25 protein-coding genes are annotated in these 26056 nt (G+C 72.2%); 12 read left to right on the top strand and 13 right to left on the bottom strand.

Annotation, left to right across the window (positions count from 1 at the left end):
• The first annotated feature begins 16 nt into the window (after positions 1–16).
• From V6U90_RS26310 to V6U90_RS26300, 3 genes are all read left to right on the top strand, one after another.
• Complete coding sequence (locus tag V6U90_RS26310; RefSeq protein ID WP_334442035.1) at positions 17–1570, top strand: aminotransferase class I/II-fold pyridoxal phosphate-dependent enzyme; 1554 nt, start codon at positions 17–19, stop codon at positions 1568–1570.
• 156 nt (positions 1571–1726) lie between these two features.
• Positions 1727–2473 carry a DUF4184 family protein gene (locus V6U90_RS26305; protein ID WP_334442032.1) on the top strand — a complete coding sequence of 249 codons (747 nt, stop codon included), beginning with the start codon at positions 1727–1729 and terminating at the stop codon, positions 2471–2473.
• Between the two features lie 194 nt (positions 2474–2667).
• Entirely contained in the window at positions 2668–3135 is a 468-nt protein-coding gene (locus V6U90_RS26300; protein WP_334442029.1) for a DUF6299 family protein, read from the top strand.
• 365 nt (positions 3136–3500) lie between these two features.
• Here the strand turns inward: V6U90_RS26300 and V6U90_RS26295 are convergent, their stop codons facing one another.
• On the bottom strand, positions 3501–3692 hold the full coding sequence (locus V6U90_RS26295) for a DUF397 domain-containing protein (RefSeq protein WP_334442026.1): 192 nt from the start codon (positions 3690–3692) through the stop codon (positions 3501–3503).
• Positions 3685–4551, bottom strand: a complete 867-nt coding sequence (locus V6U90_RS26290) for a helix-turn-helix domain-containing protein (RefSeq protein ID WP_334442024.1) — start codon at positions 4549–4551, stop codon at positions 3685–3687. The genes V6U90_RS26295 and V6U90_RS26290 overlap by 8 nt, the downstream gene beginning before the upstream one ends.
• A 225-nt stretch (positions 4552–4776) precedes the next feature.
• Here V6U90_RS26290 and V6U90_RS26285 point away from each other — a divergent pair, with 225 nt between their 5' ends.
• From V6U90_RS26285 to V6U90_RS26275, 3 genes are all read left to right on the top strand, one after another.
• Positions 4777–5046 (top strand): hypothetical protein, encoded by a 270-nt coding sequence (locus tag V6U90_RS26285; RefSeq protein WP_334442022.1) that lies wholly within the window; start codon positions 4777–4779, stop codon positions 5044–5046.
• Positions 5039–5248: a hypothetical protein gene (locus V6U90_RS26280; RefSeq protein ID WP_334442020.1), complete on the top strand. Its 210-nt coding sequence runs from the start codon at positions 5039–5041 to the stop codon at positions 5246–5248. Before V6U90_RS26285 ends, V6U90_RS26280 begins: the two co-directional genes overlap by 8 nt.
• Positions 5249–5492: 244 nt before the next feature.
• Positions 5493–7310 (top strand): AfsR/SARP family transcriptional regulator, encoded by a 1818-nt coding sequence (locus V6U90_RS26275; protein ID WP_334442018.1) that lies wholly within the window; start codon positions 5493–5495, stop codon positions 7308–7310.
• 48 nt (positions 7311–7358) lie between these two features.
• On the opposite strand, the gene V6U90_RS26270 is transcribed toward V6U90_RS26275, so the two are convergent.
• From V6U90_RS26270 to V6U90_RS26240, 7 genes are all read right to left on the bottom strand, one after another.
• Positions 7359–7634 (bottom strand): hypothetical protein, encoded by a 276-nt coding sequence (locus V6U90_RS26270; RefSeq protein WP_334442016.1) that lies wholly within the window; start codon positions 7632–7634, stop codon positions 7359–7361.
• Positions 7635–7681: 47 nt separating this feature from the next.
• A complete protein-coding gene (locus V6U90_RS26265; RefSeq protein ID WP_334442013.1) occupies positions 7682–8113 on the bottom strand; it encodes a hypothetical protein in 432 nt (143 codons plus the stop codon).
• 275 nt (positions 8114–8388) lie between these two features.
• A complete protein-coding gene (locus V6U90_RS26260) occupies positions 8389–8967 on the bottom strand; it encodes a mycothiol-dependent nitroreductase Rv2466c family protein (RefSeq protein ID WP_334442010.1) in 579 nt (192 codons plus the stop codon).
• Between the two features lie 121 nt (positions 8968–9088).
• A complete protein-coding gene (locus V6U90_RS26255) occupies positions 9089–10156 on the bottom strand; it encodes a winged helix DNA-binding domain-containing protein (RefSeq protein WP_334442047.1) in 1068 nt (355 codons plus the stop codon).
• A gap of 90 nt (positions 10157–10246) precedes the next feature.
• Positions 10247–12541, bottom strand: a complete 2295-nt coding sequence (locus V6U90_RS26250; protein WP_334442007.1) for an ABC transporter permease — start codon at positions 12539–12541, stop codon at positions 10247–10249.
• Positions 12538–13218 carry an ABC transporter ATP-binding protein gene (locus V6U90_RS26245; protein WP_334442004.1) on the bottom strand — a complete coding sequence of 227 codons (681 nt, stop codon included), beginning with the start codon at positions 13216–13218 and terminating at the stop codon, positions 12538–12540. The genes V6U90_RS26250 and V6U90_RS26245 overlap by 4 nt, the downstream gene beginning before the upstream one ends.
• Positions 13215–13739 (bottom strand): PadR family transcriptional regulator, encoded by a 525-nt coding sequence (locus V6U90_RS26240; protein WP_334442001.1) that lies wholly within the window; start codon positions 13737–13739, stop codon positions 13215–13217. Before V6U90_RS26240 ends, V6U90_RS26245 begins: the two co-directional genes overlap by 4 nt.
• Positions 13740–13842: 103 nt before the next feature.
• Here V6U90_RS26240 and V6U90_RS26235 point away from each other — a divergent pair, with 103 nt between their 5' ends.
• Both V6U90_RS26235 and V6U90_RS26230 read left to right on the top strand, forming a co-directional pair.
• Positions 13843–14601 carry a HipA family kinase gene (locus tag V6U90_RS26235; RefSeq protein WP_334441998.1) on the top strand — a complete coding sequence of 253 codons (759 nt, stop codon included), beginning with the start codon at positions 13843–13845 and terminating at the stop codon, positions 14599–14601.
• Positions 14598–14975 carry a DUF3037 domain-containing protein gene (locus V6U90_RS26230; RefSeq protein ID WP_334441996.1) on the top strand — a complete coding sequence of 126 codons (378 nt, stop codon included), beginning with the start codon at positions 14598–14600 and terminating at the stop codon, positions 14973–14975. Before V6U90_RS26235 ends, V6U90_RS26230 begins: the two co-directional genes overlap by 4 nt.
• Before the next feature lie 25 nt (positions 14976–15000).
• Here the strand turns inward: V6U90_RS26230 and V6U90_RS26225 are convergent, their stop codons facing one another.
• Together V6U90_RS26225 and V6U90_RS26220 are read right to left on the bottom strand one after the other, a co-directional pair.
• Entirely contained in the window at positions 15001–15861 is an 861-nt protein-coding gene (locus tag V6U90_RS26225) for an alpha/beta fold hydrolase (RefSeq protein WP_334441994.1), read from the bottom strand.
• A 31-nt stretch (positions 15862–15892) separates the two neighbouring features.
• Positions 15893–16381: a GNAT family N-acetyltransferase gene (locus V6U90_RS26220; RefSeq protein ID WP_334441992.1), complete on the bottom strand. Its 489-nt coding sequence runs from the start codon at positions 16379–16381 to the stop codon at positions 15893–15895.
• Positions 16382–16518: 137 nt separating this feature from the next.
• Here V6U90_RS26220 and wrbA point away from each other — a divergent pair, with 137 nt between their 5' ends.
• On the top strand, positions 16519–17139 hold the full coding sequence (gene wrbA, locus V6U90_RS26215) for an NAD(P)H:quinone oxidoreductase (RefSeq protein WP_334441988.1): 621 nt from the start codon (positions 16519–16521) through the stop codon (positions 17137–17139).
• 65 nt (positions 17140–17204) lie between these two features.
• Here wrbA and V6U90_RS26210 read toward each other — a convergent pair whose 3' ends face one another.
• The gene (locus V6U90_RS26210; protein ID WP_334441986.1) at positions 17205–19112 is read right to left on the bottom strand and encodes a chorismate-binding protein; all 1908 of its coding nucleotides are present in this window, start codon (positions 19110–19112) and stop codon (positions 17205–17207) included.
• A gap of 321 nt (positions 19113–19433) precedes the next feature.
• Here V6U90_RS26210 and V6U90_RS26205 point away from each other — a divergent pair, with 321 nt between their 5' ends.
• The 3 genes from V6U90_RS26205 to V6U90_RS26195 all read left to right on the top strand — a co-directional run bounded on the left by V6U90_RS26205 (position 19434) and on the right by V6U90_RS26195 (position 24067).
• The gene (locus V6U90_RS26205) at positions 19434–20759 is read left to right on the top strand and encodes an FGGY family carbohydrate kinase (protein ID WP_334441983.1); all 1326 of its coding nucleotides are present in this window, start codon (positions 19434–19436) and stop codon (positions 20757–20759) included.
• Positions 20760–20948: 189 nt separating this feature from the next.
• Positions 20949–23648, top strand: coding sequence for a sensor histidine kinase (locus tag V6U90_RS26200; protein ID WP_334441980.1), 2700 nt, complete (start codon positions 20949–20951; stop codon positions 23646–23648).
• Positions 23645–24067 carry a roadblock/LC7 domain-containing protein gene (locus tag V6U90_RS26195; RefSeq protein WP_334441977.1) on the top strand — a complete coding sequence of 141 codons (423 nt, stop codon included), beginning with the start codon at positions 23645–23647 and terminating at the stop codon, positions 24065–24067. Before V6U90_RS26200 ends, V6U90_RS26195 begins: the two co-directional genes overlap by 4 nt.
• 72 nt (positions 24068–24139) lie before the next feature.
• Here the strand turns inward: V6U90_RS26195 and V6U90_RS26190 are convergent, their stop codons facing one another.
• The gene (locus tag V6U90_RS26190; RefSeq protein WP_334441975.1) at positions 24140–25681 is read right to left on the bottom strand and encodes a GH1 family beta-glucosidase; all 1542 of its coding nucleotides are present in this window, start codon (positions 25679–25681) and stop codon (positions 24140–24142) included.
• Between the last annotated feature and the right edge of the window lie 375 nt (positions 25682–26056).

Genomic DNA, 26056 nt, shown 5'->3' with positions numbered 1-26056 from the left:
GCCCAGGAGAACCACCGTGACCACCGACCTGAACCAGCGTGAAGACGGCGAGCTGATCGAGATCATCCTCAAGGCGGCACGCTGCGGGGACGTCGAGACGATGGCGCGTACCGCCGCCGAGGTCTCCGAGATGACCCGCAACTGGGCCGGCCACATCCCGTGGGAGGACTTCGCCTCGCTGGACGGATCCCCTGACGAACTCAACCAGGTGATCGCCGACCTGGCGGAGATGTGGGAGCCGGCGCACCTGCGCAACCCCGTCGACCCGGACGAGGAGTTCGCGCTGGACAAGAACGCGTACGACTTCTACCGCCCGGCCGGGCGCAACCTGCTGAACCGGACCGGGGACTTCTACGACTGGGTGGAGGCGCGTCGCCGTACCGAGACCTGGCAGTACTCCCGGGTGCTGGAGGCCGCGCCGGACAGCATCGCGCAGATCACCAACGACCTGGGCCGGCGTACCCGGGGGATCAACTTCAACTCGCAGGACTACCTGTCGTTCAACACCCACCCGGGCATCCGGGAGGCGGCGGCCAGGGCGATGCGCGACTACGGCCCGCACAGCGCCGGTTCACCGATGGTGCTCGGCAACACCCGGATCTCCGACGAGTTGGAGGCCGCCCTCGGTGACCTGGTGCAGCTCGAACACGTCACGCTCTACCCGACCGGCTGGGCCGCCGGGTTCGGCGCGATCACCGGGCTGGTCCGCCAGGAGGACCACATCGTGATCGACCGGCTCGCCCACTCCTGCCTCCAGCAGGGCGCCCGGGCGGCCACCCGCAACATGGTCCGCTACGAGCACCTCAACGTCGAGGCGGTCCGCCAGCACCTGATTGAGATCCGCGCCCGGGACACCCGCAACGGCATCCTGGTGGTCACCGACGGACTCTTCTCCGTCGACGCGGACTACCCGGACCTGGTCACCCTCCAGGCCATCTGCCGGGAGTACGACGCGACGCTGCTGGTCGACGTGGCCCACGACCTGGGCTCGATGGGACCGGGCGGCACGGGCGTGCTCGGCCTACAGAACCTGCTCGGCAGCGTCGACATCGTGATGGGCGCCTTCTCCAAGACGTTCTGCTCCAACGGCGGGTTCGTGGCCTCCCGGTCGCCCGCGCTGAAGCAGTACATCAAGATGTTCGGCGGCTCGCACTTCTTCTCCAACGCGCTCTCCCCGGTGCAGACCGCGGTGGTGCTGGAGGCCACCCGGATCATCCGGTCCCCGGAGGGTGACGTGCTGCGCGGCCAGCTCTTCACCGCGATCGATGCCCTCCGCGACGAGCTGACCAGCCGAGGGCTGACCTGCATGGGGGAGCCGTCGCCGATCGTGCCGCTGCTGATCGGCAACGAGAAGCTGGCCCGGATCGCCAACCGGCTGCTCTTCGACCGGGGCGTACTCGCGTTCATGGTGGAGTTCCCGGTGACCCCGACCGGGTCGTCCCGGTTCCGGCTTCAGGTGCAGGCCAGCCACCGTCCCGAGGAGGCCCGCGAGGCCGCCCGGATCATCGAGGGCGCGATCGCCGACTCCCGGGCGTACCTGTCCAGCGCCTTCGGCAGCGCGCCGAAGTAGGCCCGGTCCGGAGGGCGGCCGGATCCGGTGGCCAGGTTGGCGGGTGCGCGACCAATCTGGGCCGGGTACGGCCGACCACGGAACCGATGAGATCAGCGGGGCGGTGCCACGAGCTGCCGCCCCGCTGGTCGACCCCGTCCGGATAGGGTCCACCGGGTGCCGTTGACCTTTCCGTCGCATCTCGCGCCGGTGCTGCCGCTGAAGCTCTGGCGACCGACCTGGTTCGACGGTGTCGCCCTGGTCGCCGGTGCGGTCGCCCCGGATGCCGCGTACCTGGCCGCCGGGCGGCACGGTCATCCGTTCGGGGACACGCACTCCTGGTCGGGGCTGCTGTGGTGGTGCCTGCCGGTGGCGCTCTGCTACACCTGGGTCGTCCGCCGTTACGCCGGGGTCGTCGCCGTGCACCTACCCGATGGCGGACGTTTCGGCTGGCGTCGTTACCGGGCCCTCAGCGGCCACCGGTACCCGTGGCGGATCACCGTGGCCTCGGCCCTGCTCGGTGCGGCGACGCACCTCGGCTGGGACCGACTCACCCACACCGACCACTGGGTGGCGGTACTGCTCGGTCGGCCGTGGCGCGAGGTGAGCGGGATCCCATGGTGGACGCTCTCCGACCTGACCAGCACCGTTCTCGGCGCCCTGGTCGTCATCGCCATGGCCGTCCGGATCGCCCGTCACCCCACGCTGCTCGCGTCCGGGCACCCCACGTCGACCCCGCAGCCGGTTGATCCCCGTACCTTCTGGCGGGCCGCAGCCGTGGTGCTGGTCGCGGGCCTCGGGGCCCTGCCGTTCCTACCGGCCGCCGGCCAGCCAGCGCCGACGATCGTACGGCTGCTGCACCTCGCTGCCCTGGCGCTGCTCGTCGGTGGCCTCGCCACCCGCGCCCCCACCCGTCAGCGTTGATCATGACGTTATTGTCACGACACGCCGATCAGAGTGGCAATAACTTCATGATCAACCGGGGCTGCGGTTGGTTGATCCCCTGGCAGTCGGTGTGAGCCATGTTCTGTCGGAGATCCAGCAGTTCCGGGCTCTTGCCGGTGGGATGCTGACCCGACCCGCAACGCGACAGCACCCCCAGAGACAGGAGCCAGCGCATGCGCTCGGTTGGACGACTCGGAAGCCTCGTTCTCGCGGTGTGCCTCGCCACCGCCGGCCTGCTCGGTGTCCCGCCGGCCGCCGCCGCCGCTGCTGCCCGGCCTCGGCCGATCACCGTCAACCCGTTCGGCACCGTCGACGTTCGCGCAGCGACCGCCACCATCGGTGGCACGTACCGTTGCGGCACCGAGCGTGGGCTGGCCTACATCGAGGTCCACCTCAGCCAGCGTGTCCGCCGGGTTCCCCTGGTCACCGGCTTTGGCTTCGGCGTGATCCCGGCGTGCACCGACGGCACCACCGCCGGTAGGTGGCAGGCCACCATCCCCGCAGACGAAGGCGCATTCCGTAGCGGCTCCGCCACCGCCCTCGCCCGCCTCGTCGTCGAACCCAACACGCTTGTCGAGACCACCGAACCGGTCCGCCTCGTTGCCTGCACCGGCTCCCCGGCGGTGCGCGACGACCGGTAGGGCAGATGGTGAGCCTGTCGAGCTGCTCCATCTGTGCTAGCACGTGCGGCGGCTCTGCCCGAATCCGACGTGGATTCGGGACCGGGACCGGGACCGAGGCCGGTACCGGGACCGAGGCCGGGACCGGGGCGGTGGCTTGGACTGAGGTCGGGGCTGGCGCCGACGCAGAGCCGGGCCCCAGGCATCAGCGGGGGAGCGCGCTAGCACAAACGGTGCAGCTCGACAGCGTTCGCGTACCCCATGCCGGATCCCGACCGGCTCCATCGGGGAGGGCAACACGAGACGCCGGCAATCGGGGTGTCCGGATTGCGCGGACACCCCGATTGCGCGGACATCCTGATTGCCGGCGAACCGGGTTGATCAGATCAGCGGTCGCGCTTGACCGTGTCTAGGAAGGCCGTCCAGGCGGTGGGGGTGAAGGTGAGGGCGGGGCCGTCGGGGTCCTTGCTGTCGCGTACGCCGACGATGCCGGTCAGGTTGTCGGCGACCTCGACGCAGTCGCCCTGACCACCGCTGCGGGTGCTCTTGCGCCAGATCGCGCCGGTCAGGTCAGGCACGGTGCTCCTCCTTGATGGTCTCCAGCAGCTTGCGGGAGTCGTCCTCGTTCAACGCGTTGACAGTCAAGGCATTCCAGGTTTCAGCATAGGCGCGCACCTCTTCAACCCGGTCGAGGTAGAGCGCCCCGGTGAGCGACTCGTGATAGATGGTGGTCGGTTCGGCCGGCCGGGCGCCGACGGTGGGAAAGTCGAAGACGACGAAGCTGCCGGCGGTCGCCGCGTGTGAGGGCGGGCAGCCCTGCGGCAGCACCCGGAGCGAGACGTTCGGCTGCTCGCTGGCCGTGATCAGGTGGTCGAGTTGTCGGGCCATGCCGGGATGCCGGCGGTGCAACACCGCCTCCTCGACGATCGCCTCCAGGGTGGGGGCTGCCGGGCGGCGGCGGGAGAGCACCCGCTGCCGCTCCATCCGTAGCTCCACCGTCCGGTCGACCTCGGCCCCGGTGAGTCCCGGCGTGGTCCGGACCGCAGCGGTGGCGTACTCCGGCGTCTGGAGCAGGCCGGGTACCAGGGCCTGCTGGTAGGTGCGGATCCGGCGGGCGGTCGCCTCCAGGCCGACGAACAGCTCGAACCAGGCCGGGATGATCTCGCCGTAGGCGTGGTACCAGCCCTTCGCCTTGCTCTCCCGGGCCAGCCCGACCAGCACCCCGGTCAGCTCGGCGGACGCGTCGTAGAGCCGGCACATCTGCTCCACGTCGAGGGTCCGGACCGGGGTCTGCCCGGACTCGATGCGGTACATCTTGGCCCGGGACCACTCCAACTCGGCGGCGGCGGCCTCCAGGCCGATGCCGGCTGACTCCCGGGACTGGCGGAGCAACCGGCCGAGCTGTCGGCGTGGCACCGTCGATCCGGCTTCTGTCATCGACGTTCCTCCATGGTGTCTCATATTGACGCACAATTACGCCCGGCGTGATATCCGATATGCCGCAACAGCCAGAAAGTGCAGTCAGCTCGCTGCCGAACGATTGCACACCGAATTGATCGTACGGAAAAGTAGCAGGCGGCACGGCGTCAGGGGTTGGTCTTCCCCCGCTGGACGCCTGGCGCCGTGTCGCCCATTCACCGACCATCCAAAAAGGACCCGATCATGAAATGGAAATGGTTCCAGCGCCGGAACGGCGTGGTGGACGAGATCGGCCCGGCCACCGAATACCCACACCGCGCCGGCAGCTACGGCCGCCCCGCCCGGCCCGAGGAGGCGGACGAGCCGCCCGACAGCGATGCCGACGAGGGGCGGCCGGGACCCGACCGGCCATCGTGGAACCAGCGCACCTACGTCTTCCCGCGCCACACCCCGTTGCTGACCAGGGGTGGTCTCCAGCGGGTCAGCCAACGACCGGGCGCGCACCGTGGCTGAGCCGCCGTTCATCATCCAGCTCGCCGGCTATGTGCTCGACTTCCACCAGCGCAACCGGTGCCGCCGGTGTGGCCCGGACGGCTGGTGTCCCCGGGTGGCCATGGCCCGGGCCCAGCTCACCGTATGGCGGCAGCGTAAGCAGCACGCCGGCGGTGCAGATGCGACGACGGAGCACCCGGCCCGTGGCGACGGGTCTGCCTGAGCCGGCCGATCGCCTCCGGGGCCGAGATCTTGGTGGGAAAGGGCCCCGCGAAGGGCCGTTGGGCACCAAGATCTGGAGCGGGGTGACCAACCGACAGCGTAAACGGGTGCCGAAATGTTACGTCGAAATAGCACTTTTCGACCTAGACATTCATCACGCCGTCCGGGGCGATACCACACCTTGTCCGGTTCAGCCGCTGCTCCTAGCCTGGGGCGGCGCTGAACGTCGAACGGGGGAGCGGCTCGTGCGTGTCGACGTGAAACTGCTCGGTCCGGTTGAGCTGCACAGTGACGGTCAGGCCGTGGCGTTGGGCTCGGCGAAGCGGAGGGCGCTGCTCGCCGGGCTCGCGCTCGACGCCAACCAACCGGTCCCGCTGCACCGGTTGGCTGAACTGGCCTGGGCCGGTCCGCCGCCCCAGTCGGTGGTACCCAATCTCCGGAACCATGCCGCCGCGCTGCGTCGGGTGCTCGGGCACCGGATCGTCTCCCGGGCGGGCGGCTACCAGTTGACCCTCTCCCCGGACGAGTTGGATGTCACCGCGTTCCGGCAGTTGACCGCCGAAGGCCGGACCGCACTCGCCGCCGGTCGGATCGACGTGGCGGCCCGCCGGCTCACCGCCGCGCTCGGCCTGTGGCGTGGCCCGGCCGGCGACGACCTGCCCCGGGGTACCGCACTCGACGCGGTACTGGCCGGTGTGGACGAGGACCGCCTGCACGCCGTCGAGGACCTGACCGAGGCGCGACTGGCCGGCGGCGAGCACAGCGAGCTGGTCGGCGGCCTGCGCCGGCACCTGGACCGCCATCCGTTGCGCGAGCGGGCCTGGGGGCAGTTGATGATCGCCCTCTACCGCAGTGGCGATCCGGCCGCGTCGTTGAACGCCTACCGGGATGCCCGGGCCGTCCTGACCGCCCAGCTCGGCATGGAGCCGGGCCCCGAACTCGTCGACCTGCACCGGGCGGTCCTCGACCGCGCGCCGGAACTGACCGCGCCCCGGACCGGCCTGACCGTCCGGGAATCGGCCGGGGAGGCACGCCCCACCGGCCCCCGGGAACTCCCTGCCGACCTGGTCAGCTTCGTCGGGCGTACCCGCGAGGTGGCGGCGGTGGTCGCGGCCGTGCGGGACGCCGCACCGCCCGCGCCAGCCGCGGTGGTCGTCTGCGGTGCCGGCGGCAGCGGCAAGTCCACCCTCGCGGTACGCGCCGCGCACCTGCTCGCCGCCGACTTCCCCGACGGGCAGGTCTGGATCGACCTCGCCGACCAGCCGACCGTACCCGCCGGTGAGGTGCTGGCCCGCGCGCTGCGCTCGCTCGGGCTGCTCGACGCCGAGATGCCGGTACGGGTCGACGAGCGGGCCGGACGGTACCGCTCGATGGTGGCCTGCCGGCGGGTGCTGGTGGTGGTGGACGGGGTGAGCAGCCCGGCCCAGGTCCGGCCGCTGGTGCCGGCCGCGCCCGGTCCCGGTCTGATCGTGATCGGCCGACGCCGGTTGGCCAGCCTGGACGGGGTACGCCGGGTGCCGGTGAGCGGCCTGTCCGCGACCGACGCCCGGTCGTTGCTGGGTGCGTTGGTCGGGGCCGAGCAGCTCGCCGCCGACCCGGCCGGTGCCGCCGAGCTGATCCGGCTCTGCGACGGTTCGCCCCTGGCCCTGCGGATCGCCGGGGCGCGGCTGGCCGCCCGGCCGGACTGGCCGATCCGGATGTTGGTCGAGCAGCTCACCGACCCGGGGCACCGGCTCGACTCGCTGGTCTACGGCGACCTGTCGGTACGGGACAGCCTGGCCACCGGTTACGAGCTGGTCCGGGCCAGCGACGAGTTGGCGGCCCGGACGTTCCGGCTGCTCGGTGAGTTGCCCGGTCCGACGGCCGGCGCCGAGGAGACGGCGGTCCACCTCGGTGTGTCCCGGCAGCGGGCCTGGCGCGCGTTGGAGGAACTGGTCGACGTGCACCTGGCCGATCCGGTCGGCCCCGGCCACTACCGGTTGCCCGAGCTGGCCCGGGAGTACGCCGGGGAGATGGCGGCCCGCCCGGTGGGCCGCTCCCGGCGATCGCTCAGCCCCTGCTGACGCGGCGTCGAGCCGGGCTGTTGCACCACTTCTGAGCCGAACGGGGGGTCAGCCGGCGTCGCCGCGCACGATCGACACGGCGACCCGGCAGAACTCGCCCATGTCCGGCTGCCAGCTGGCGGCGATGTCCGGGTGCAGGCCGTGCCGGGTCTCGTCGAGCAGTCGCCGGCAGACCTCCTCCACCGGCTCACCCGCGTAGTCCGCGCGGATCCGTTCGGTGGCCGCCCTGAGCGCCGAGGTCAGCTGCTCCTCCAGCGGGCCACGCAGCTTCTGCTGCATCGGGGTGAGCCCGTTCGGGTCGAGCGTGACATGTGGTTCCGACATCGGCGCTCCCTTCGTCGGCGTCCGCGGTACCCCACCGCGGCCGTCGGTCAAACCACGTTGGGTATGGCGGTGACGCGTACCGCGTAGGACATCTCCTCCGCCGGCTCCTCCCGGTAGGTCAACCGCCGGATCTGCCGGTCGTCCTGGTAGAGCGCGACATCCACGAGCACCCCCAGGTGGGCCAGGCCGATGTTGGCGACCCGCTTCTTGTCCTGGAGTACGGCGCAGACCCCACCGAGCAGGGTGGTGGCGTCCGAGGTGCGGTGCCCGGGCGGGCAACGCAGAGTCAGGTCCACTTCGACCGGACCGGTGAGCGGGGTCCAACCGGTACGCTGCGCGGCGGCGCAGGCCGCCTCCAGCAGCGCCCGGACCCGGGTCGCCTGCCGGTGCCCGGCAGCGAAGATCGACAGGGCCTCGGTCTTGACCGGGGGCAGGCCATTGACCTCGAACGACAGGGTGAGGGCGCGGGTGTCCTGCACGGCGGCACCTCCTCGTTGAAGACGATCCTGCCCAACCCGAACCACCGGGAGCTGCGGAATCCGTAAAGACGGACCGATCGGGTGGGCACTGAGTCGGTTTCAGGCGAATCGACGACGACGGCGACACGCTGGCGGTTGGCACCCGAAACGGTAGTCGACCAGGGACGCTTCGGGTAGGGCGTCCCAGGGTCGGCCCGCCGGTGAGCTGGGCGCCGGTCGGCCCCGGGCGGGGCGGCTGCCGCGCCCGGGGCGGTCGACACGGACGACGGTCGGGGTTACCGGCGACCGCGCTTGATCTCGTGGAACGCCGGCAGCTTCACCAGCGGCAGCATGGCGTCCCAGACGGCCACCGCGTCGGCGGTGGCGGGCACCTCGGTCAGGATCGGGCCGTGGATGCCCCGCTCGGCACCGGGCACCATCAGCACCGGGGAACCGATGTCCGGGCCGGCCGAGGAGTACGCCAGAGCGTGCGACTCGGCGACCGCCGCGTCCCACCGCTCGTCGTCCAGCGCCTCGGCGGACTTCTCCAGCCCGGCCGCCTCGACGGCGGCGGCCACGATACCGGCCGACAGCGGGTTGCCCGCGTCGTGGCTACGGGCGCCCAACTCGGCGTAGAACCGGCCGGCGTCGTCGCCCCGGCCCTCCGCCCGCAGCGCCTCGATCAGGCGCAGCGACCGGTTGGACGCGGTCATCGACTCCTGCATGATCGGGTCGATCCGACCGCCGTTGAGGATGGTCAGGCTGAACGCGCGCCACTCGATGGTCAGCGAGCGGGCTTCGGCTACCGAGACCAGCCAGCGGGACGTCCGCCACGTGAACGGGCAGACCGGGTCGAGGAAGAAGGTGGCATCCATCCATCGAGCCTAATCGCCCGTGGATCTCCGGTCGACCGGACGCGCTGTCCGTTCCCGGCTGGTGTCCCATCTTCGTCACGGGAGGTTTCGCGCTCCGCCGAGCCCTCGCCGACTGAGCCGGCTACCGCCCCCAGTCGAACCGCAGCGGTTGCCCCATGAACCGGCCGTACGGCGTGAAGGTCTCCTCGATCCGGGCCCGCAGTGCCGGGTCGACCGGTGCCAACGGGTACACCGCCACGGTGATCCGGGACGTGCCGATGGTGCGTTTCCAGGTGCCGACCACCCGACCGTCCCGGACGATCGTGGACTGGAAGATACCGTTGCCACCCGGGATGATCGCCTGCTTGTGCGCCGGGTCGAGCATCAGCGAACGGTCCTTGAAGCCCAACAGGTACTCGTCGAAGCCGGGCAGGGCGCGCAGGTCGTCCACCGGGGTACGCGGTGCGTCCAGCAGTGCCGGGTCGACGACCATCTCCACGTCGTCCACCCGTACCGTGGTCAGCCTGTCCCCGGCGGCGGCGATGCCGCGTTTCGCGTCGGCGGCGGTCAGTCCGGTCCAGCCGGCGAAGTCCTGCCGGGTGGTCGGGCCGTGGCTGCGGAAGTAGCGGACGGCGATGGTGGCCAGCGCCTCGTCCCGGTCCGGTCGGTGCGGATCGGGCACCCACTCGTCGAGCAGGACGAAGGTCTGTTCCTTGCCGACGTTCGGCGCGACGCAGGTGACCCCGCGCTGGCTGGCGTACCAGAGCAGGTGGTAACCGCGCTGCCCGGCGTTGTCGATGCCCGCCTCGGTGAGCTTCGCCAGGCATTCCGAGCGGGTCAGCCGGCCACCCCCGGCCAGCGTGGCGCCCAGCACCTCGACCGCCCGTTCGGCGTCGGCGTCGGTGAGCCCGATCGTCGCCCGGCGGGCCGCCGCCCCGGCCAGGGCGCGCACCCCCATCACGTCGAGCATCCAGTGCGCGTCGCGGGGCGGCACCAGGTGCACCGTGCCCCGCATCGGCCAGGTCCGGATGGCCTCGCGCCGTTCCAGTGCGTCGTTGACGTCGGCCAGGGTGTGGCCGGGCAGCCGGGCGCCGAGCGACCAGTGGGCGCTGGCCGCGTCCTGGGCCTGCATCGCGCCGAACCACTCCACCACGCCGGCCACCCCGGTTGGCTGGGCCCCCGGATGGGGGCGCAGCAGCAGGCTGGTCATCCGCAGGGTGAGCGCCTCGGCTCCGGTGAGCTGCACGTCGTCAACGTCCTTCCGTCGGAACCGGCCCAGCATAGGGTCGCCGACCGACACTCAGTCGGTGCGCAGCCCGTCGGCGCGCAGCAGCCGCCACAGCGCGGGCAGGCCCAGCCCGACCACCAGTAGGACCACGGCGGCGGCGAGCGCGGTGGTGAGGCCGACCACCGACCAGTTGACCGCGATCGGCGCGGTGACCATGCGCAGCAGCACGGCCCCCAGGGCGATCCCGGAGGCCGCCGCCAGGGTCAGACCGATGACCAGCGGGACGGCCACCTGCCAGAATACCGACCAGGCCAGCGTGGCCCGCCGGGTGCCGACCGCCACCAGCATCGCCAGCAGCCGTCGTCGTTCCCGGAGCTGTTCCAGCAGGCCGACCAGCATGCTGGCGCCGATCAGCAGCAGGGTCAGGGTGGCGCCGATGTAGAGACCGCGTCGGATGTTGGTGAACCGGTTGGTCTCGGTGGTGGCTGACATCGAGGTGACCGAGGCGAACGGGTCGATCGACGCGCCGGTGTTGCGCAGGTGCTCCAGGGCGTCCGGGTCGGCCGGGTCGAAGGTGGCGAAGAAGTGGACGGCCAGCGGACCGAATGCGCTGACCGGCACCGTCCCGGGGGTGGCCAGGATGACCGCGTTGCGGTCGCCGAAGGGGCCCTGGCGGGACGGCACCGTCCGTACCGTTTCGGGCAGGCGCCACCGGGCACCGGCCGACTGTGGGCTTCCGTCGCGGATCTGCAACCGGGTGCCGGGTACGAACGCGTCGACCGGTGCGGCGTCCGAGGGGTTCTGGACCAGGAAGGTGTCCCCGTCCCTGCACGAGTCCAGCCGCGCGTACTCGGCCAGTGCCGCACAGTCCCCGATGCGCAGCTCGATGAAGGGCTGAGGGTCGGCTTGCGCCGGCCGGTCGGGGGTGGCGACCGCCCACAGCGTTGCGAAGCTGTGCCGTACGCCGGGGGTGGTGCGCAGCCGGTCCAGTGCTGCCGGGGCGTCGACGCCCGGCCCGAGCTGTACCGCGGCCTGGGCCCGGGTGGTGTCCTGGCCCGTCCTGGTGGTGGCCTCGTCCTCGACAGTGGCGAAGAGCATCTGCAGGGCGATGGTGCCGGCCACGGCCACCGCGATGCCGTTGACCAGTCGGGCCGAGGTGGCGCTGTCGAGCTGCAACCGGCGGGTGGCGAGCTGCCAGCCGACCGGGCCGCCGCGCATCCGGCGTACCGTCAGATCCATTAGCCAGGGCAGCAGCGTCACCGACCCGATCAGCAGCAGGGTCACCCCAGCCGCGATCTGGTAGTCGGCGCGGTCTCCGCCCCGGATGCCGCCGATCAGCGGGTAGAGCAGGGCGAGACCGGCCACCGGCAGGATCAGCCGCCACCACAGCCGGCGCCGGGGCGCCCCGGCCCGCCGGGTGACGCCGAGCGGCTCGATGAGCACACCGCGCAACGCGATCAGGCCCACCAGCACCGCGACGGTCGGTACCACCAGCACGATCGCGGCCACCAGTGCCGGCGCGGGTCGCACGTCGTCGGCGTACACACTGATGTCCCAGAGGCTGACCAGCGGCACCACCTGGCGGCCGAGGGCGAAGAGCGCGGCGCCGACCGCGACCCCGAGCAACGCGCCGGCCGCCGCCTCACCGGCGGCGATCCGGCGGGTCATCGCGGTATCGGCGCCGACCAGCCGCAGGGCGGCCAGGCGGCGGTCCCGGCGTTCGCCGCCGAAGCGCACGGCGGTGCCCAGGAAGACCGCGATGGGCAGCAGCAGTACGACGAAGATGACCACGACGAGCAGGATCAGGACCGGACCGAGCCCTTCGCCGGGCAGCCCGCCGCCGAACGCGTCGAGCCGCACGGCCCGGTCGGCGGAGAGTGAGTCGGTGCCGCGGTAGAAGGCGAGTTCGTGCGGGCCGGCGAGGCCCTGCGCGCCGATCGTGCCGGTGACCGTGGCGCCGCCGAGCCGGGGTGCGAACAGGTGTCCGTCGGGGGAGTCGAGCACCTTTTTCAGTGCCGGGGAGACGACCACCTCGCCGGCCCGGGGCAGGGCGGCCAGGCCCGGTGGGACGGGTGCCTGCGGACCTTCGGGGCGCAGGATCCGACCGCGTACGGGTTGACCCCGGAATTCGGTTTCCACCGGTGCGACGAGCAGGGTGTTGGCGGCGGCCGGGATGGGTTCGCCCAGGCGGAGGTCGTCGCGGGCGTCACCCCGGGCCTGCCGGGCGTCGAGTGCGCCGGGTACGGCGGCGGCCAGCAGCAGCAGGGCCACGCCGATGCCCACGCCGAGGGCGGTGGGCACCGCCCGGGTCCAGCCGTCCCGACCGCCGGTGACGGCCATCCGGGCGCCCATGATCAGGTCCCTCATGCCGCACGCGCCAGGTCCCGGGTACGTCCGTCGCGGACCACCACCTCGCGGTCGGCGTACGCGGCGACCCGTGCCTCGTGGGTCACCAGTACCACCGCGGCCTTCGTGTCCCGGGCGGCCCCGGTGAGCAGCCGCATCACCCGTTCGCCGTTGAGCGAGTCCAGCGCGCCGGTCGGTTCGTCGGCGAAGATGACCCGGGGTGCGGTGGCCAGGGCGCGGGCCATGGCGACCCGTTGCCCCTGCCCGCCGGAGATCTCCCCGGGGCGCTTGCCGGCCAGGTCGGTCACCTCCAGCCGGTCCAGCCAGTCCCGCGCGCGGCGTTCGGCCTCCCGGCGCCGGACCCGCTCCAGGCGCAGCGGCAGGGCGACGTTCTCCAGGCAGGTGAGTTCCGGGACGAGCTGGCCGAACTGGAAGACGAAGCCGAACTGGCTCCGGCGCAGTGCGCTGCGCTCCCGGTCGGACATCGCCACCATGTCCCGGTCCTGGTACGCCACCCGGCCGGAGTCCGGGGCCACGATGCCGGCGAGGCAGTGCAACAGGGTGGACTTGCCGGAGCCGGACGGACCCATGATCGAGACGATCTCGCCGGCCGCGATGCGGAACGACGCGCCGGCCAGCGCCGGTGTCGGGCCGAACGACTTGTGCAGGTCGTCGGCGACGAGGAGGGGCCCGGTCATGCCGTCACCGCCCGGCGGAGGTCGTCGAGGCGGGCGGCGGTCAGCTCCAGCCAGCGCAGGTCGGCCTCCAGGTGGAACAGCGCGTGGTCGCAGACGAGCTGGTCGGCGAGGTCGCCGTCGCTCTTGCGGCGGGTCAGCTCCCGCATCAGCCGCAGGTGCTCGGCGCGTTGGGTGTCCAGCAGGTCGCTGGCGGGTCGACCGGTGACCAGGGCCAGTACCACCTTGGTGTAGAGGGTGGACTGGAGGTAGGGGTCGGGCTTCTCCGGGCTGGCCAGCCAGCGCTGCACGTCGGTCACCCCGGCGTGGGTGACGGCGTACCGTTTGCGTTCCGGGCCCTCGCCCGGTTCGATGCCGTCCACCTCGACCAGCCCGTTCCTCAGCAGGCGGGACAGGGTGGCGTAGACCTGCCCGTAGTGCAGCGGCCGGTCCCGGCCGAACCGGTCGTCGTAGGCGCGTTTGAGGTCGTAGCCGTGTCGGGGGCCGGCTTCCAGTAGTCCGAGGAATGTCTGTCCGATTGACATGCCAGAGACTATACACACCGCGTATACACCTGGTGGATACCCAGGTCGGGGCGCTTTGGGGGTGGGACCGGGTGCTGCCCCGGGCGCTGACTAGGGTGGTGGCGTGCTCCGTCAGGTGACCGGGATCCGGTACGTCACTCCGCTACGCGAGGGCGGCTCGCTGCCCGGCGTGGTGGAGGCCGACGACCTCGGTACCTACGTGGCGAAGTTCTCCGGCGCCGGGCAGGGGCCCAAGGCACTGGTCGCCGAGGTGATCTGCGGCGAGCTGGCCCGCCGGCTCGGCCTGGCCGTGCCCCGGCTGGTGGTGCTCGACATCGACCCGGTGATCGGGCGGGCCGAGCCGGACCAGGAGGTGCAGGAACTGCTGCGCAACAGCGGCGGGCCCAACCTCGGCATGGACTTCCTGCCCGGCGCGCTCGGCTACGACCCGCTGGCCCACCCGGTCGACGCCGACCTCGCCTCCCGGCTGCTCTGGTTCGACGCGTACGTGGAGAACGTCGACCGGAGCTGGCGCAACCCCAACCTGCTGGTCTGGCACCGGCAGGTGTGGCTGATCGACCACGGGGCCTGCCTCTACTTCCACCACAACTGGCCGCGCGCGGCAGCGGCGGTGCACCGGGCGTACCGGGCCGACGACCACGTCCTCGCCCCGTACGCCACCCGGCTGGCCGAGGCCGACGCCGACCTCGCGCCCCGGGTCACCCCCGCCCTGCTGACCGAGGTGCTGGCGCTGGTCCCGGACACCTGGCTGGTCGGCGCCGACTTCGACCGCGCCGACGCCGCCCGCGCCGCGTACCTGGTGCACCTGTCCAACCGCGCCACCCGCAGCGCCGTGTGGCTGCCGCAGGGGAGGGCCGCGTGAGACAACCCTTCGAGTACGCGCTGATCCGGGTGGTACCCCGGATCGAACGCGGTGAGCAGATCAACGTCGGCGTGATCCTCTACTGCCAGCAGCGTGACTACCTCGCGGCGCGTACCCATCTGGACGCCGACCGGCTCCGGGCGCTCGCACCCGACGTGGACCTCGACGCGGTCGCCGCCGTGCTGCGGTCCTGGGATCTGACCTGTGCCGGCGGTGCGGACGGCGGCCCGGCCGCGACGATGCGACCCGGTGAGCGGTTCCACTGGCTGACCGCACCGCGCAGCACGGTGATCCAGGCCGGCCCGGTGCACACCGGCCTCACCGCCGACCCGGCCGCCGACCTCGACCGTCTGATGGATCTTCTGGTCCACTGAGCCCACGCCGGGCACCACCCCGCATCTAGCGACTGCGGGCCATGGCGGGGGTCGGAGCGGCGACGAAGTCCATGATCTCGCGGTTCACCTCGTCGGCATTCGTCCAGGCGATGGCGTGCGGGGCGCCCTTGAGGGTCACCAGCCGGCTGCCCGGCAGCATCGGTTGCAGCCGCTGCCCGGTCACCGGGTGGGGCAGGACCCGGTCGGCGTCGCCCTGGATGATCAGCACCGGGACGTCGATCCGGGAGATGTCGTCGCGGAAGTCGGTCAGCCAGGCTTCCACGCAGGCCAGGGTGGCGATCGCGGACGCCTGCGCGCCCACGTTCCAGTGCGCCCGGTACGCCTCCTCGCTGACCTGCCGGCCCCGGGTCTGGTCGTAGTTGAAGAAGTTGTCGCAGAAGCTGGTCAGGTAGGCGAACCGGTCGTCACGGATGGCCTGCATGAAGCCGTCGAAGAGGCTCCGCTCGACCCCCTGCGGGTTGTCGGCGGTCTTCAGCAGGTACGGCGGGATCGGACTGAGCAGCACCGCCCGGCTGACCCGGTCCGAGCCGTACCGGCCCAGGTAGCGGGTCACCTCACCGGTGCCCATCGAGTGGCCGACCAGCACCGCGTCGCGCAGGTTCAGCTCGTTCAGGATGGTGTCCAGGTCGGCCGCGAAGGTGTCGTAGTCGTAGCCGAACGCCGGTTGGCTGGAGTTGCCGAAGCCGCGCCGGTCGTAGGCGATGGTCCGGTAGCCGGCCGGGAGCAGCGCGGCGACCTGCTTCTCCCAGGAGGCCGTGCTGAGCGGGAAGCCGTGGATGAGCACCACGGGCTGACCGGAGCCATGGTCCTCGTAGTAGATGTCGATGGGCGCCGAGTTCTCGACGCCGACGGTGATGAAGGGCATGGGGCGGCATCCCCGCTGTGCCGGCCGCTATTCAGAGACGTTGGTACATGATGTGCAGCCCCACATAGCCCTTCGTGGGGTGCAGGAACGCCTCCGGCAGGGTGGTCATGATCTCGAAGCCGAGCGACTGCCAGAGCGCCACCGCCCGGGTGTTGGTCTCCACCACCGCGTTGAACTGCATGAACCGGTAGCCCTCGGCGCGGGCCCAGTCGAGCGCGTACTCGCCCAGCGCCCGCCCCACCCCGCGCCCGCCGTGACCCGGCGCGACCATGAAACTCGCGCTCGCCACGTGCGACGCCGGACCCATGTGGTTGCGGTTCATCTTGGCGCTGCCCAGCACGGTGCCGTCCGGGTCGACGGCGACCACCGTACGGTTCGGCGGGGGGAGCATCCAGATCTCCCGGGCGAACTCCTCGGAGATGTCGCGCGGCAGCGTGTAGGTCTCCCCGGCGGCTACGATCTGCCGCAGGAACGGCCAGATCGCCGGCCAGTCCTCGTCGGTGGCGGTCCTGATCAGCATGTCGAAAGCCTTGTTCGCGGTCCGGTCCGCTGGCAAGTGATTTCGCCCGCTCCGCCGGCCACCGGCTGTCGGTGTTTGACGACGCAAGTAACGGGTAGAGCCGGGAGCTGGCACAAAAAGGACGAGAGGAGCCCCCCATGGAGGGTCGTACCAAGGTTGCGGTGATCTACTACAGCGCCACCGGCATCACGTACCAGATGGCGCAGGCGGCCTGCACGGCAGCCGAGGAAGCCGGTGCGGAGGTACGCCTGCGCAAGGTGCGGGAGCTGGCGCCGGAGGAGGCGATCCGGTCGAACTCCGGCTGGCACGCCCACCGCATGGAGACCCAGGACGTCACGGAGGCCCAGCCGGACGACCTCTCCTGGGCCGACGTGGTGATCATGGGCACGCCCACCCGGTACGGGGTGATGGCCGCCCAGCTCAAGCAGTTCATCGACGCGACCGGGCCGCTCTGGGCGCAGGGCGCGCTGGCCAACAAGGTCTACGCCGGCTTCTGCTCGGCGGCCACCTCGCACGGCGGCCACGAGGCGACCCTGCTGTCGATGTTCCACGTGTTCTACCACTGGGGCGGCGTGGTGGTCGCCCCCGGCTACACCGACGCCAGCCAGTTCATCGGCGGCAACCCGTACGGCGCCTCACACACCAGCAACAACGGCGAGACCGCACCGGACGACATCGCCTTCACCGCGACCGCGCTGACCGCCCGGCGTGCGGTGCAGATGGGTACCGCCCTGCGCAAGGGGCTGAGCAACGGCTGACCGAGGTGTTAAGAAGGGCCCCTTCCTCTACCGAAAGCGTTAAGCGGGGGCCCTTCCTTACACCTTCAGCGGTGGGCGTGTGACGCCGGCACGGCGGGCAGCAGGTGGGTGATCAGGTCGGCGAGGATGCGCATCCCGTCGTAGCTGAGCACCGACTCGGGGTGGAACTGCACCCCGGCGAAACCCGACCCGCGCAGCGCGTGCACCGCCCCGTCGGCGGCGTCCCGCGCCACGTCCACCGGCCCGTACCCGGTTTCCACCCGGTCGGCGTCGGCCACGGCGGTGAAGGTGGAGTAGAAGCCGACCCGGCGGACCGCGCCGAACAGGTCGATCTCGCGTTGCAACCCCTGATAGGGGGCACTCCGCCGGTGCAGGGGCAGCCCCAGCAGCCCGGAGAGCAGCTGGTGGCCCAGGCAGACGGCGAGCACCGGCCGGCCACCAGCGAGCTGCTCGGCGAGTACCTGCCGCATCGCGGCCATCTTCGGCTCGTCGATCCGGCGCGGGTCGCCGGGGCCGGGCCCGACCAGCACCAGGTCGTACCCGTCGACCGGGCCGGCCTGGTGCCAGTTGTGCAGGGTCACCTCCAGCCCGAGTGCCCGCAGCTGATGGGCGAGCATCCCGGTGAAGGTGTCCTCCCCGTCGACGATGAGCGTCCGGCGGCCGGCGAGGGCGGGCAGCACGGTCGCGCCGGGTACCCGCTGCTCCAGCCAGAACCGGGCCAGCCGGTCGTTACGGGCGGCGAGGGCGTCCCGGACGGCGGGGTCGTCGGCCAGCCGGATCACCGGCTCCCCGGCGACCACCGGCACGTCGGGGCGCAGCCCCAGCGCGGCCAGTACCCCGGCCGCCTTGGTGTGGGTCTCGGCCACCTCGCCCTCGGCGGTCGAGTGCCGGACCAGGGTGGCCCCGACGGACACCCGGAGTTCCCCGTCCGGGGTGATCTCGGCGGTGCGGATCAGGATCGGGGCGTCCAGGGTCTGCCGGCCGGCCTCGTCCCGGCCCAGCATGGCCAGCACCCCGGAGTAGTAGCGCCGCCCGTGGCGCTCGTGCCGGGCGATCACGCGGCAGGCGTTCTCCATCGGGCTGCCGGTGACGGTGGGCGCGAACATGGTCTCCCGCAGCACCTCCCGGACGTCCAGCGAGCCCCGCCCGGCCAGGAGGTACTCGGTGTGCGCCAGGTGCGACATCTCCTTCAGGTACGGCCCGACCACCTGGCCGCCGTGGTCGGCGACGGTGGCCATCATCTTCAGCTCCTCGTCGAGCACCATGTACAGCTCGTCGATCTCCTTCGGGTCGGTGAGGAACCGCAGCAGCTCCTCCCGCTCGGCGACCGCCCCGGGGTGCTTGAAGGTGCCGCTGATCGGGTTCATCATCACCAGCCCGTCGGCGACGCTGACGTGCCGCTCCGGGCTGGCGCCGACCAGGATTCGCTCGCCGGTGTACACCAGGAACGTCCAATATGCGCCCCGCTCGGTGACCAGCAGGCGGCGCAGGGCGGCCAGCGCGGCGGCCAGCGGGGCACCCTCGACCGTCGCCCGGTAGGTGCGGTGGATGACGAAGTTGGCGCCCTCGCCCCGGCCGATCTCGTCGGCGAGCACCCGGCCGACCGTGGCGGCGTACTCCTCGTCGGAGATGTCGAACCCGCCGCCGGTGGTCCGTACCGGCTCGTCCGGCAGGGCGGCCAGCGCGTCGGTCAACGGCACCATCCCGTGCCCACCGATCTCCAGGCACTCCAGTGGCGTGCCGTCGTCCACGCAGGCGAACCCGCGCTCGGCTATCTGTCGGTACGGCACCAGGGAGAGGGTCCGGGGTCCCGGCCCACCGGCCGGCAGGGCGATGTCGGCGAGCCGGTCGACGACGCGCACCTCACCGGTGAAGACCTCCAGGTTGATGGCACCCTCGCGGCGGATCAGCGCGAAGGGCCCCGGGTCGTCGCCGGCGGCGACAGCGGTGAGCAGCTGGTGCAGCAGGATCATGGTCTCGTTCCTTGGGCTGGGAGCCGCCGGGCGAGGGCGGAACCCGGGAACGCCGGTGGCCGCCTCGATGGCGGCCGCGTCAGGAGTTATCCGCGCGAATGGTCCGCCGGGTCGGCGGGCCACCAGAGGTTGGGTTGCGCGGGCACGTCGACGAGACTACGCGGCCACGGCGCGGGCCGGAAGCAGATCGGGTGATTCGTCCACCAGATGGACACCCCGTCCCCGACGTGACCGGGCATCAGCTTCGGACCTGCGGGGACTCCGGCCGGTGCGGTGCGCGACGGGCATCGGCGGCCCTCCGGACGGGTACGGTGGCCGGCGATGAACATTCTCGCTCTCGACCTGGGCACCTCGTCGGTACGGGCGCTGCTCCTCGACGCCGACGCGGTGCCGCTGCCCGGTGCGCTGGCCCGACGCCGGCTCACCGTCGCGGTCAGCGACGACGGCGCGGGAACCCTGGACGGGCCGGCCTACCTGGGCGCGCTCGTGGAGTGCCTGGACGAGTTGGCCGCCGCCGGCCGGCTGACCGACGTCGGGCTGGTGGCCACCAGCGCCCAGTGGCACTCGGTGCTGCCGTTGGACCGGGCCGGTCGTCCGTTGGGACCGGTGCTCACCTGGCTGGACACCCGGCCGTACGCGCCCGTCGACGTACCCGGCCCGGTGGACGCGGCGGCCTTCCACCGGCGTACCGGCACCTGGGTGCACCGCTGCTTCTGGAATATCCGGCTGCCCTGGTTGCGCAGCCACGCCGGGACGGCCCCGGCACGGTTCGTCGGGCTGGTCGAGTTCGTGCTGGGTGCCCTGCTGGACGAGGCGCCGATGTCGGTGTCGCAGGCGTCCGGCACCGGACTGCTGGACCTGCGCACCCTCGACTGGGATCCGGAGGCGCTGCGCATCGCCCAGGTCCGCCCGGGGGAGCTGCCGGCGCTGGCGCCGGTTGGCTGGCAGGGCCGGCTGCGGGCCGAGGGTGCCCGGCGCTGGCCGGGGCTGGCCGGGGCGGTGTGGGCCGAGCCGGTCGGGGACGGTGCCGCCTCCAACGTCGGCTCCGGTTGTGTCACCCCGGACCGGACGGCGGTGACCGTCGGTACCTCCGCCGCCGTCCGGCTGGTGCAGCGGATACCGGCCGGGAGTGACCTGCCGGACCTGCCGGAGCGGCTGTGGCGCTACCGGGTCGACCACGACCACGTGGTCACCGGGGCGGCGTACTCCTCCGGTGGGAACCTGTTCACCTGGGCGCGCCGGGAACTGCGGCTGCCGGAGGGGGCGGCGCTGGAGGCGGCGCTGGCCCGTATCCCGCCCGGTGGTGGTGTCCCGGCGGACCCCCGGCTGGGCGGGGACCGGCCACCGGGGGGCGCCCCGGCCGGTTCGGGGGCCCTCGGCGGGATCGGGTTCGGTACCGCGGCGGTGGAGATCGTCGCCGGGTTGATGGACGCGGTCTGTCACCAGGTCGCGGCGGACCTGGTCGAGCTCGAGTCCACCGTTCGGGAGTCCACCGAGGTCACCCTCGGTGGAGGCGCGATAGCCGCCTCGGCGTGGTGGCGGGGGGCGTTCGCCGCAGCGCTGGCCCCCCGGGTGGTCCGCCACGAGCCCAACCCGGAGATCGGTGCGACGGGAGCGGCCCTGGTGGCGCTCGGCCGGATGGGGTAGCCGGCGGATCGGACCCACCGGTCGGCATCAGCCGGACGGACGACGGCCGATCACCGACCACGGCAGTACGTACCCACCCACCGTATCCTTCCTGAACCAGACCTCAGGTGGGCCCGTTGACACCTGTTCACCGGCTGGTTGGATGGACTCCGCTCCCCGGATCGGCCGGGGGGTCTGTAGGAGGCATGTGTGGGGACCGCCCCCGACCCGTCGCACGGTGCGGTGTCGAACCATCGCCGTCGCCGGTTCGATGTCCGGGTGGTGACCCACCGGCGGCGCTCGGCGTTCCGGCTGCGGGACTGGCGGATGCGCAGCAAACTGGCCACGGTACTGGTCATCCCGTCGGTGGCCTTCCTGGTGGTGGCCGCCGTACAGGTGGCCGGCCTGGTCGGACAGACCAATGTGCTCAGCGACTTCGCCAACCAGGTGGCCATCGGCCGGCCGATCACCGGTCTGGTGCACGACCTGCAACAGGAGCGGGAACGGGTCACCGGGGAGTTGGCGTCGCTGCGGATCGCCAGTGGCGGACCGGAACGGGACGTGGCGATCGCCGTGCTGAAGCCGTTCTACGAACGCACCGACGCCTCGGTCCAGCGTTTGCGGCAGGCCGCCACCCCGCTGGCCGACTCCGACGCGTCCTGGCGGGTCGCCTACGCCGACGTGCTCCAGGCGTACGACCAGGTGCGTTACATCCGGGCGGCGGTGCCGGCCGCGGTGCTGAGCACCGACACCATCCTGGCCAACTACCACCGGGCCATCGATCTGCTGCTGAACCTGCTGGCTGAGCCCTCGCCCGGCCAGGGCCGCCCCCAGTTGACCGACGCGGTGCTGCGGTACGTCCAGCTCGCCCGGGTCAAGGAGAACTCGGCCCGGATCCGGGGTGAGCTGTACGACGCGTCCCGCACCGGCCGGTACGGACGGGAGGCGCAGGCCCGGCTGAGTGACCTGCGCGCCCAGCAGCTCACCACGCTCGGGGCGTTCCGGGTGGTGGCGACCGAGGACCAGATCCGCCGGTACGACCAGACGTCGACCGACCCGGGTTTCGTCGCCGCGACCCGGCTGGAGGAGCAGACCATCCCGGCGGCCGACAGCTCGCCGATGGTGCTGCCGGCGCAGCAGTGGTGGTCGGCCAGCCAGCGCCGGCAGGACCTGCTCCGCCAGGTGGAGACGACGGTCCTCGACGACGCGGTGACCGAGGCCGAGGCGGCCAGTGGCGTCCAGCTCCGGCGTACCCTGCTGGTGGCCGGTGGGGTGCTGCTGGTGCTGCTGGTCGCGGTGCTGACCTCGGTGGTCATCGGTCGGTCCATCGCCCGTTCGCTGCGCCTGCTGCGCGGTCAGGCGCTGCGGATCGCGCAGATCGAGCTGCCGGACGCCCTGCACCGGCTGCGCACGGTCAGCGGCGGCGTGCCGGAGATCGACGTGGCCCCGGCGGTGGTGCGGTCCCTCGACGAGCTGGGTGAACTGGCCGAGGCGTTCGTCGCGGTGCACCGCAGCGCGGTCACCGTCGCCGTCGAGCAGGCCGTCATGCGGCGCAACGTCAACGCCATGTTCGTCAACCTGGCCCGTCGTAGCCAGGTGCTGGTGGAGCGGCAGCTCGAACTCCTCGACGAGCTGGAGCGGGAGGAGAGCGACCCGGACCAGCTGGAGAACCTCTTCCGCCTCGACCACCTGGCCGCCCGGATGCGTCGTAACGACGAGAGCCTGCTCGTGCTCGCCGGCTCCGAGTCGACCCGCCGGTGGAACCGGCCGGTGATGCTCTCCGCCGTGCTGCTGGCGGCGAGTGCGGAGATCGAGCAGTACCAGCGGATCCGGCAGGAGATCGCCGATCCGCTGCACGTGGTCGGGCACGTCATCGGTGACCTGGTGCACCTGCTGGCCGAGCTGCTGGAGAACGCCACCGCGTTCTCCCGGCCCGACACCCTGGTCCGGGTTATCGGTCGTGCCGAGGCGGACGGCGCCCTGTTGGAGATCGTCGACGCGGGGCTGGGGATGAGCGAGACCGCGCTGGCGGAGGCGAACGAGACGCTGGCCCAGCCGCCGGCCGCCGACGTGGCGGCCAGTGAGCGGATGGGCCTGTTCGTGGTCAGCCACCTCGCCGCCCGGCACGGTGTCCGGGTCCGGTTGCATGCCGGCCGGGAAGGGCTGGTCGCCGCCGTCCGGCTGCCGGCCGACCTGTTGGCACCGGCTCCGGCCGAGCAGATCGAACTGCCCACCGCGCCCCGGTGGGTGGCGGTCTCCCCGCCCACCGGTCGGGCCCGGCTGCCGTTGGCCGGTGGCCCGGCGGGTCAGCAGGGCCTTCCGGCCGGCCCGTCGAACGGCACCGGCGCACTGCGGGTGGCCCCGATCGTGGGTACCCCGCCGGTCGTGCAGCCGGATGTCCCGGTACCGCCCGGTGCGGTGCCGGCCCCGCGACAGGGCGGCGTGGACGAGACCCGGGAGCTGGAGCTGCCGGTGGCCGGGCGGCGCCCGCCGGGCCGCACCACGACGCCCCGGCGGACCCGGCCGGTGCCGACCCGCGCCGAGGACATTCTCAGCCCGGCCGCCGGTGCTCCGGCGGCTGCCAGGAGCACGTGGTGGTCCCGCCCCGGCCCGTCCGACGGCCCCGCCCCGGCCGGCACCGGGGTGTCCGCCCCGGCGCCGCCGGCGGTACCGGTCACGGGTGGGATGAACCACCGAGGGCTACCCATCCGGGTGCCGATGGCCCAGTTGCCGGCGGTCACCGAGTCGGCCACCCCATCGGTGCCTGTGGCACGTCACGACCCCGATCCCGAGGCCGTCGGCGGCATGCTCTCCCGGTTGTACGGGGGCGTACGCCGCGCGGAGGCCGAGGAGACGACGGAGATATCCATGCCGCCGGCCGGCGGGCGCAGCGAAGGGATGCAACAGTGAAGACGCTCAGTCAAGAGGCACGGGACCTGAGTTGGCTGGTCAGCGCGTTCACCGAGCGGGTGCCCGGGGTGGTGCACGCGATCGTGGTCTCCTCGGACGGACTGCTGGTGGCGATCTCGGACCACCTGCCCCGCGACCACGCCGACAAGCTGGCGGCGGTGACCTCCGGGTTGATGAGCATCACCGCCGGTGCGGCGCAGATGTTCGACGGTGACATCGTCAAGCAGACCGTGGTGGAGATGGGGCGGGGCTACTTCCTGGTGATGCAGATCCGCGACGGTTCGATCCTGGCCACGCTCGCCGGCTCGGACGCCGACATCGGGGTGGTCGGGTACGAGATGGCCCGGCTGGCCAAGCAGGCCGGTGAGATGCTCACCCCGGCGTTGCGCGCGGAGTTGCAGCAGGCGCTGCCGCGCTGAACGGTTGCGGGGGTCGGACCGTGGGTACGGTCCGACCCCCGCGTCCGTCACGGCATCGGGCCGGGCGGCGGCTCAGAGGCCGTTGGCGGCGATCACGTTGCGGTACCAGTGGGCGCTGCGCTTGAGGACCCGGCGCTGGGTGGGGTAGTCGACGTAGATCAGGCCCCAGCGCTGCTCGTAGCCGACCTCCCACTCGAAGTTGTCCATCAGGGACCAGACGTGGTAGCTCTCCAGCGGCACTCCGGCGGCGATGGCCCGGTGCGCGGCGGTGAGGTGGTCGCGGAGGAAGGTGATCCGGCCGGTGTCGTCGACGGTGCCGGTGTCGCTGAGGGTGTCCGGCGTGGGGAGCCCGTTCTCGGTGACGGTGATCGGCACCGGGCCGTAGTCGCGGGTCACCCGGGTGAGGATGTCGTACATGCCGTCCGGGTAGATCTGCTGCCAGGTGGCTTCCGAGGTGGGCCAGCGGCGCTCCGTAGCACCGGTGGCGGTGACGTAGATCGGGGTGTAGTACTGCACGGCGAGCAGGTCGACCGGGGCTGAGATGATCGTCAGATCGCCGTCCCGGATACCGCGGACCATCCGGCTGTCGGCGCCCAGGTCGGCCAGGACGTCGGCGGGGTAGCTGCCGGTGAAGACCGGGTCGAGGTACAGCCGGTTCTCGTAGCCGTCGTAGAGGCGGGCGGCCGCGGCGGCGGCCGGGCTGTCGTCCACCGGGTAGCAGGGGTGCAGGTTCAGCGCCGGACCGATCCGGGTGTCGTCACCGGTGGCCCGCAGGGCCTGCACGGCGAGCCCGTGGGCGAGTAGCAGGTGGTGGGCGACCAGGTACGCGGCGTCCGGGTCCTGGTGGCCGGGGGCGTGGTGGCCGATGAGGTAGCCGTTCTGCACCACGGTCTTCGGCTCGTTGACGGTGAGCCACGTCGGGACGGCGGTGCCCAGCCCCCGGAAGACCGCGTCGGCGTACTCGGCGAAGCGGTAGGCGGTGTCGCGGTTCTCCCAGCCTCCCGCGTCCTGGAGCGCCTGGGGCAGATCCCAGTGGTAGAGGGTGGCCATCGGGGTGATGCCCCGGTCGTGCAGGCCGTCGACCAGCCGGCGGTAGAAGTCCAGCCCGCGCTGGTTGGGGGTGCCACGACCGTCGGCCTGGATACGGGGCCAGGAGATGGAGAACCGGTAGCTGCGCAGCCCCAGCTCCCGCATCAGGTCGAGGTCGGCGAGGTAGCGGTGGTAGTGGTCGGCCGCGACGTCACCGGTGTCACCACCGCGCGTCCGGCCCGGGGTCCGGCTGAAGGTGTCCCAGATCGACTCGCCCCGTCCGTCCTCCTTGGCGGCACCCTCGATCTGGTAGGCCGACGTGGCCGCGCCCCAGCCGAAGTTCTCGGGGAAGCGCAGACCGAGGGTCCCCTCCGCGTCGGTGCGGCGTTCCGGGCCGTTGTCGTCGCCCGATCCGGCGGCGGGGTCGCCGGTACCACGCGTGGGGGCGGCGTCACCGGTGGTGAGCAGGGCGGCGCCGGTGGGGACGGTGGCACTGACGACAGCCCGGGTCACGCTGGCCACGGTGGTGGCGCTGGCGGAGCGTGCGGCGTGGCGGAGCAGATGCCGCCGGGTGAGTACGGACATGGGATCTCCTCAGGGTGGGGTGCCCACCGCGACCGACGGGAGCGCTCCCATGATACGGCAGGGGTGGCCACGGTCGATCGAGGTCGGAAGGGTCTGCGGCGATGATGGCGATGTCGGCCCACCGGTGGGTCCACGGGGGGGGGGGGGGCGAACGGTGCGGCGGACGGCCGGTGGTGCGGTGCGCCGGACGGCCGGTCGTGCGGTGCGCCGGATGGCCGGGTGGTGCGGTGCGCCGGACGGCTGCGGATAGCGCAACGAGGCCGATCGGGCGCCAGTCCCGTCGGCCTCTTTTCCCATCGTCATCGGGGGTTTAGAGCCCGCGCAAATAGGTCGGTGAGGATCGGGTGGGTAGGAGACGGGCACAGGCGTCAGTGA

Origin of the sequence: Micromonospora sp. CPCC 206060 (assembly GCF_036906895.1) — a bacterium.
Lineage (GTDB): Bacteria > Actinomycetota > Actinomycetes > Mycobacteriales > Micromonosporaceae > Micromonospora.
The sequence above is the reverse complement of the archived record's forward strand: the minus strand, read 5'-3'. Positions and strand labels throughout refer to the sequence as shown.

What these genes read in the sequence shown, in the direction of transcription:
- V6U90_RS26300 (WP_334442029.1), top strand. Translation starts at nt 2,668, where the DNA reads ATGCGCTCGGTTGGACGACTCGGAAGCCTCGTTCTCGCGGTGTGCCTC.
- V6U90_RS26290 (WP_334442024.1), bottom strand. Translation starts at nt 4,551, where the DNA reads ATGACAGAAGCCGGATCGACGGTGCCACGCCGACAGCTCGGCCGGTTG.
- V6U90_RS26285 (WP_334442022.1), top strand. Translation starts at nt 4,777, where the DNA reads ATGAAATGGAAATGGTTCCAGCGCCGGAACGGCGTGGTGGACGAGATC.
- V6U90_RS26270 (WP_334442016.1), bottom strand. Translation starts at nt 7,634, where the DNA reads ATGTCGGAACCACATGTCACGCTCGACCCGAACGGGCTCACCCCGATG.
- V6U90_RS26260 (WP_334442010.1), bottom strand. Translation starts at nt 8,967, where the DNA reads ATGGATGCCACCTTCTTCCTCGACCCGGTCTGCCCGTTCACGTGGCGG.
- V6U90_RS26255 (WP_334442047.1), bottom strand. Translation starts at nt 10,156, where the DNA reads ATGACCAGCCTGCTGCTGCGCCCCCATCCGGGGGCCCAGCCAACCGGG.
- V6U90_RS26250 (WP_334442007.1), bottom strand. Translation starts at nt 12,541, where the DNA reads ATGAGGGACCTGATCATGGGCGCCCGGATGGCCGTCACCGGCGGTCGG.
- V6U90_RS26245 (WP_334442004.1), bottom strand. Translation starts at nt 13,218, where the DNA reads ATGACCGGGCCCCTCCTCGTCGCCGACGACCTGCACAAGTCGTTCGGC.
- V6U90_RS26240 (WP_334442001.1), bottom strand. Translation starts at nt 13,739, where the DNA reads ATGTCAATCGGACAGACATTCCTCGGACTACTGGAAGCCGGCCCCCGA.
- V6U90_RS26225 (WP_334441994.1), bottom strand. Translation starts at nt 15,861, where the DNA reads ATGCCCTTCATCACCGTCGGCGTCGAGAACTCGGCGCCCATCGACATC.
- V6U90_RS26220 (WP_334441992.1), bottom strand. Translation starts at nt 16,381, where the DNA reads ATGCTGATCAGGACCGCCACCGACGAGGACTGGCCGGCGATCTGGCCG.
- wrbA (WP_334441988.1), top strand. Translation starts at nt 16,519, where the DNA reads ATGGAGGGTCGTACCAAGGTTGCGGTGATCTACTACAGCGCCACCGGC.
- V6U90_RS26210 (WP_334441986.1), bottom strand. Translation starts at nt 19,112, where the DNA reads ATGATCCTGCTGCACCAGCTGCTCACCGCTGTCGCCGCCGGCGACGAC.
- V6U90_RS26205 (WP_334441983.1), top strand. Translation starts at nt 19,434, where the DNA reads ATGAACATTCTCGCTCTCGACCTGGGCACCTCGTCGGTACGGGCGCTG.
- V6U90_RS26190 (WP_334441975.1), bottom strand. Translation starts at nt 25,681, where the DNA reads ATGTCCGTACTCACCCGGCGGCATCTGCTCCGCCACGCCGCACGCTCC.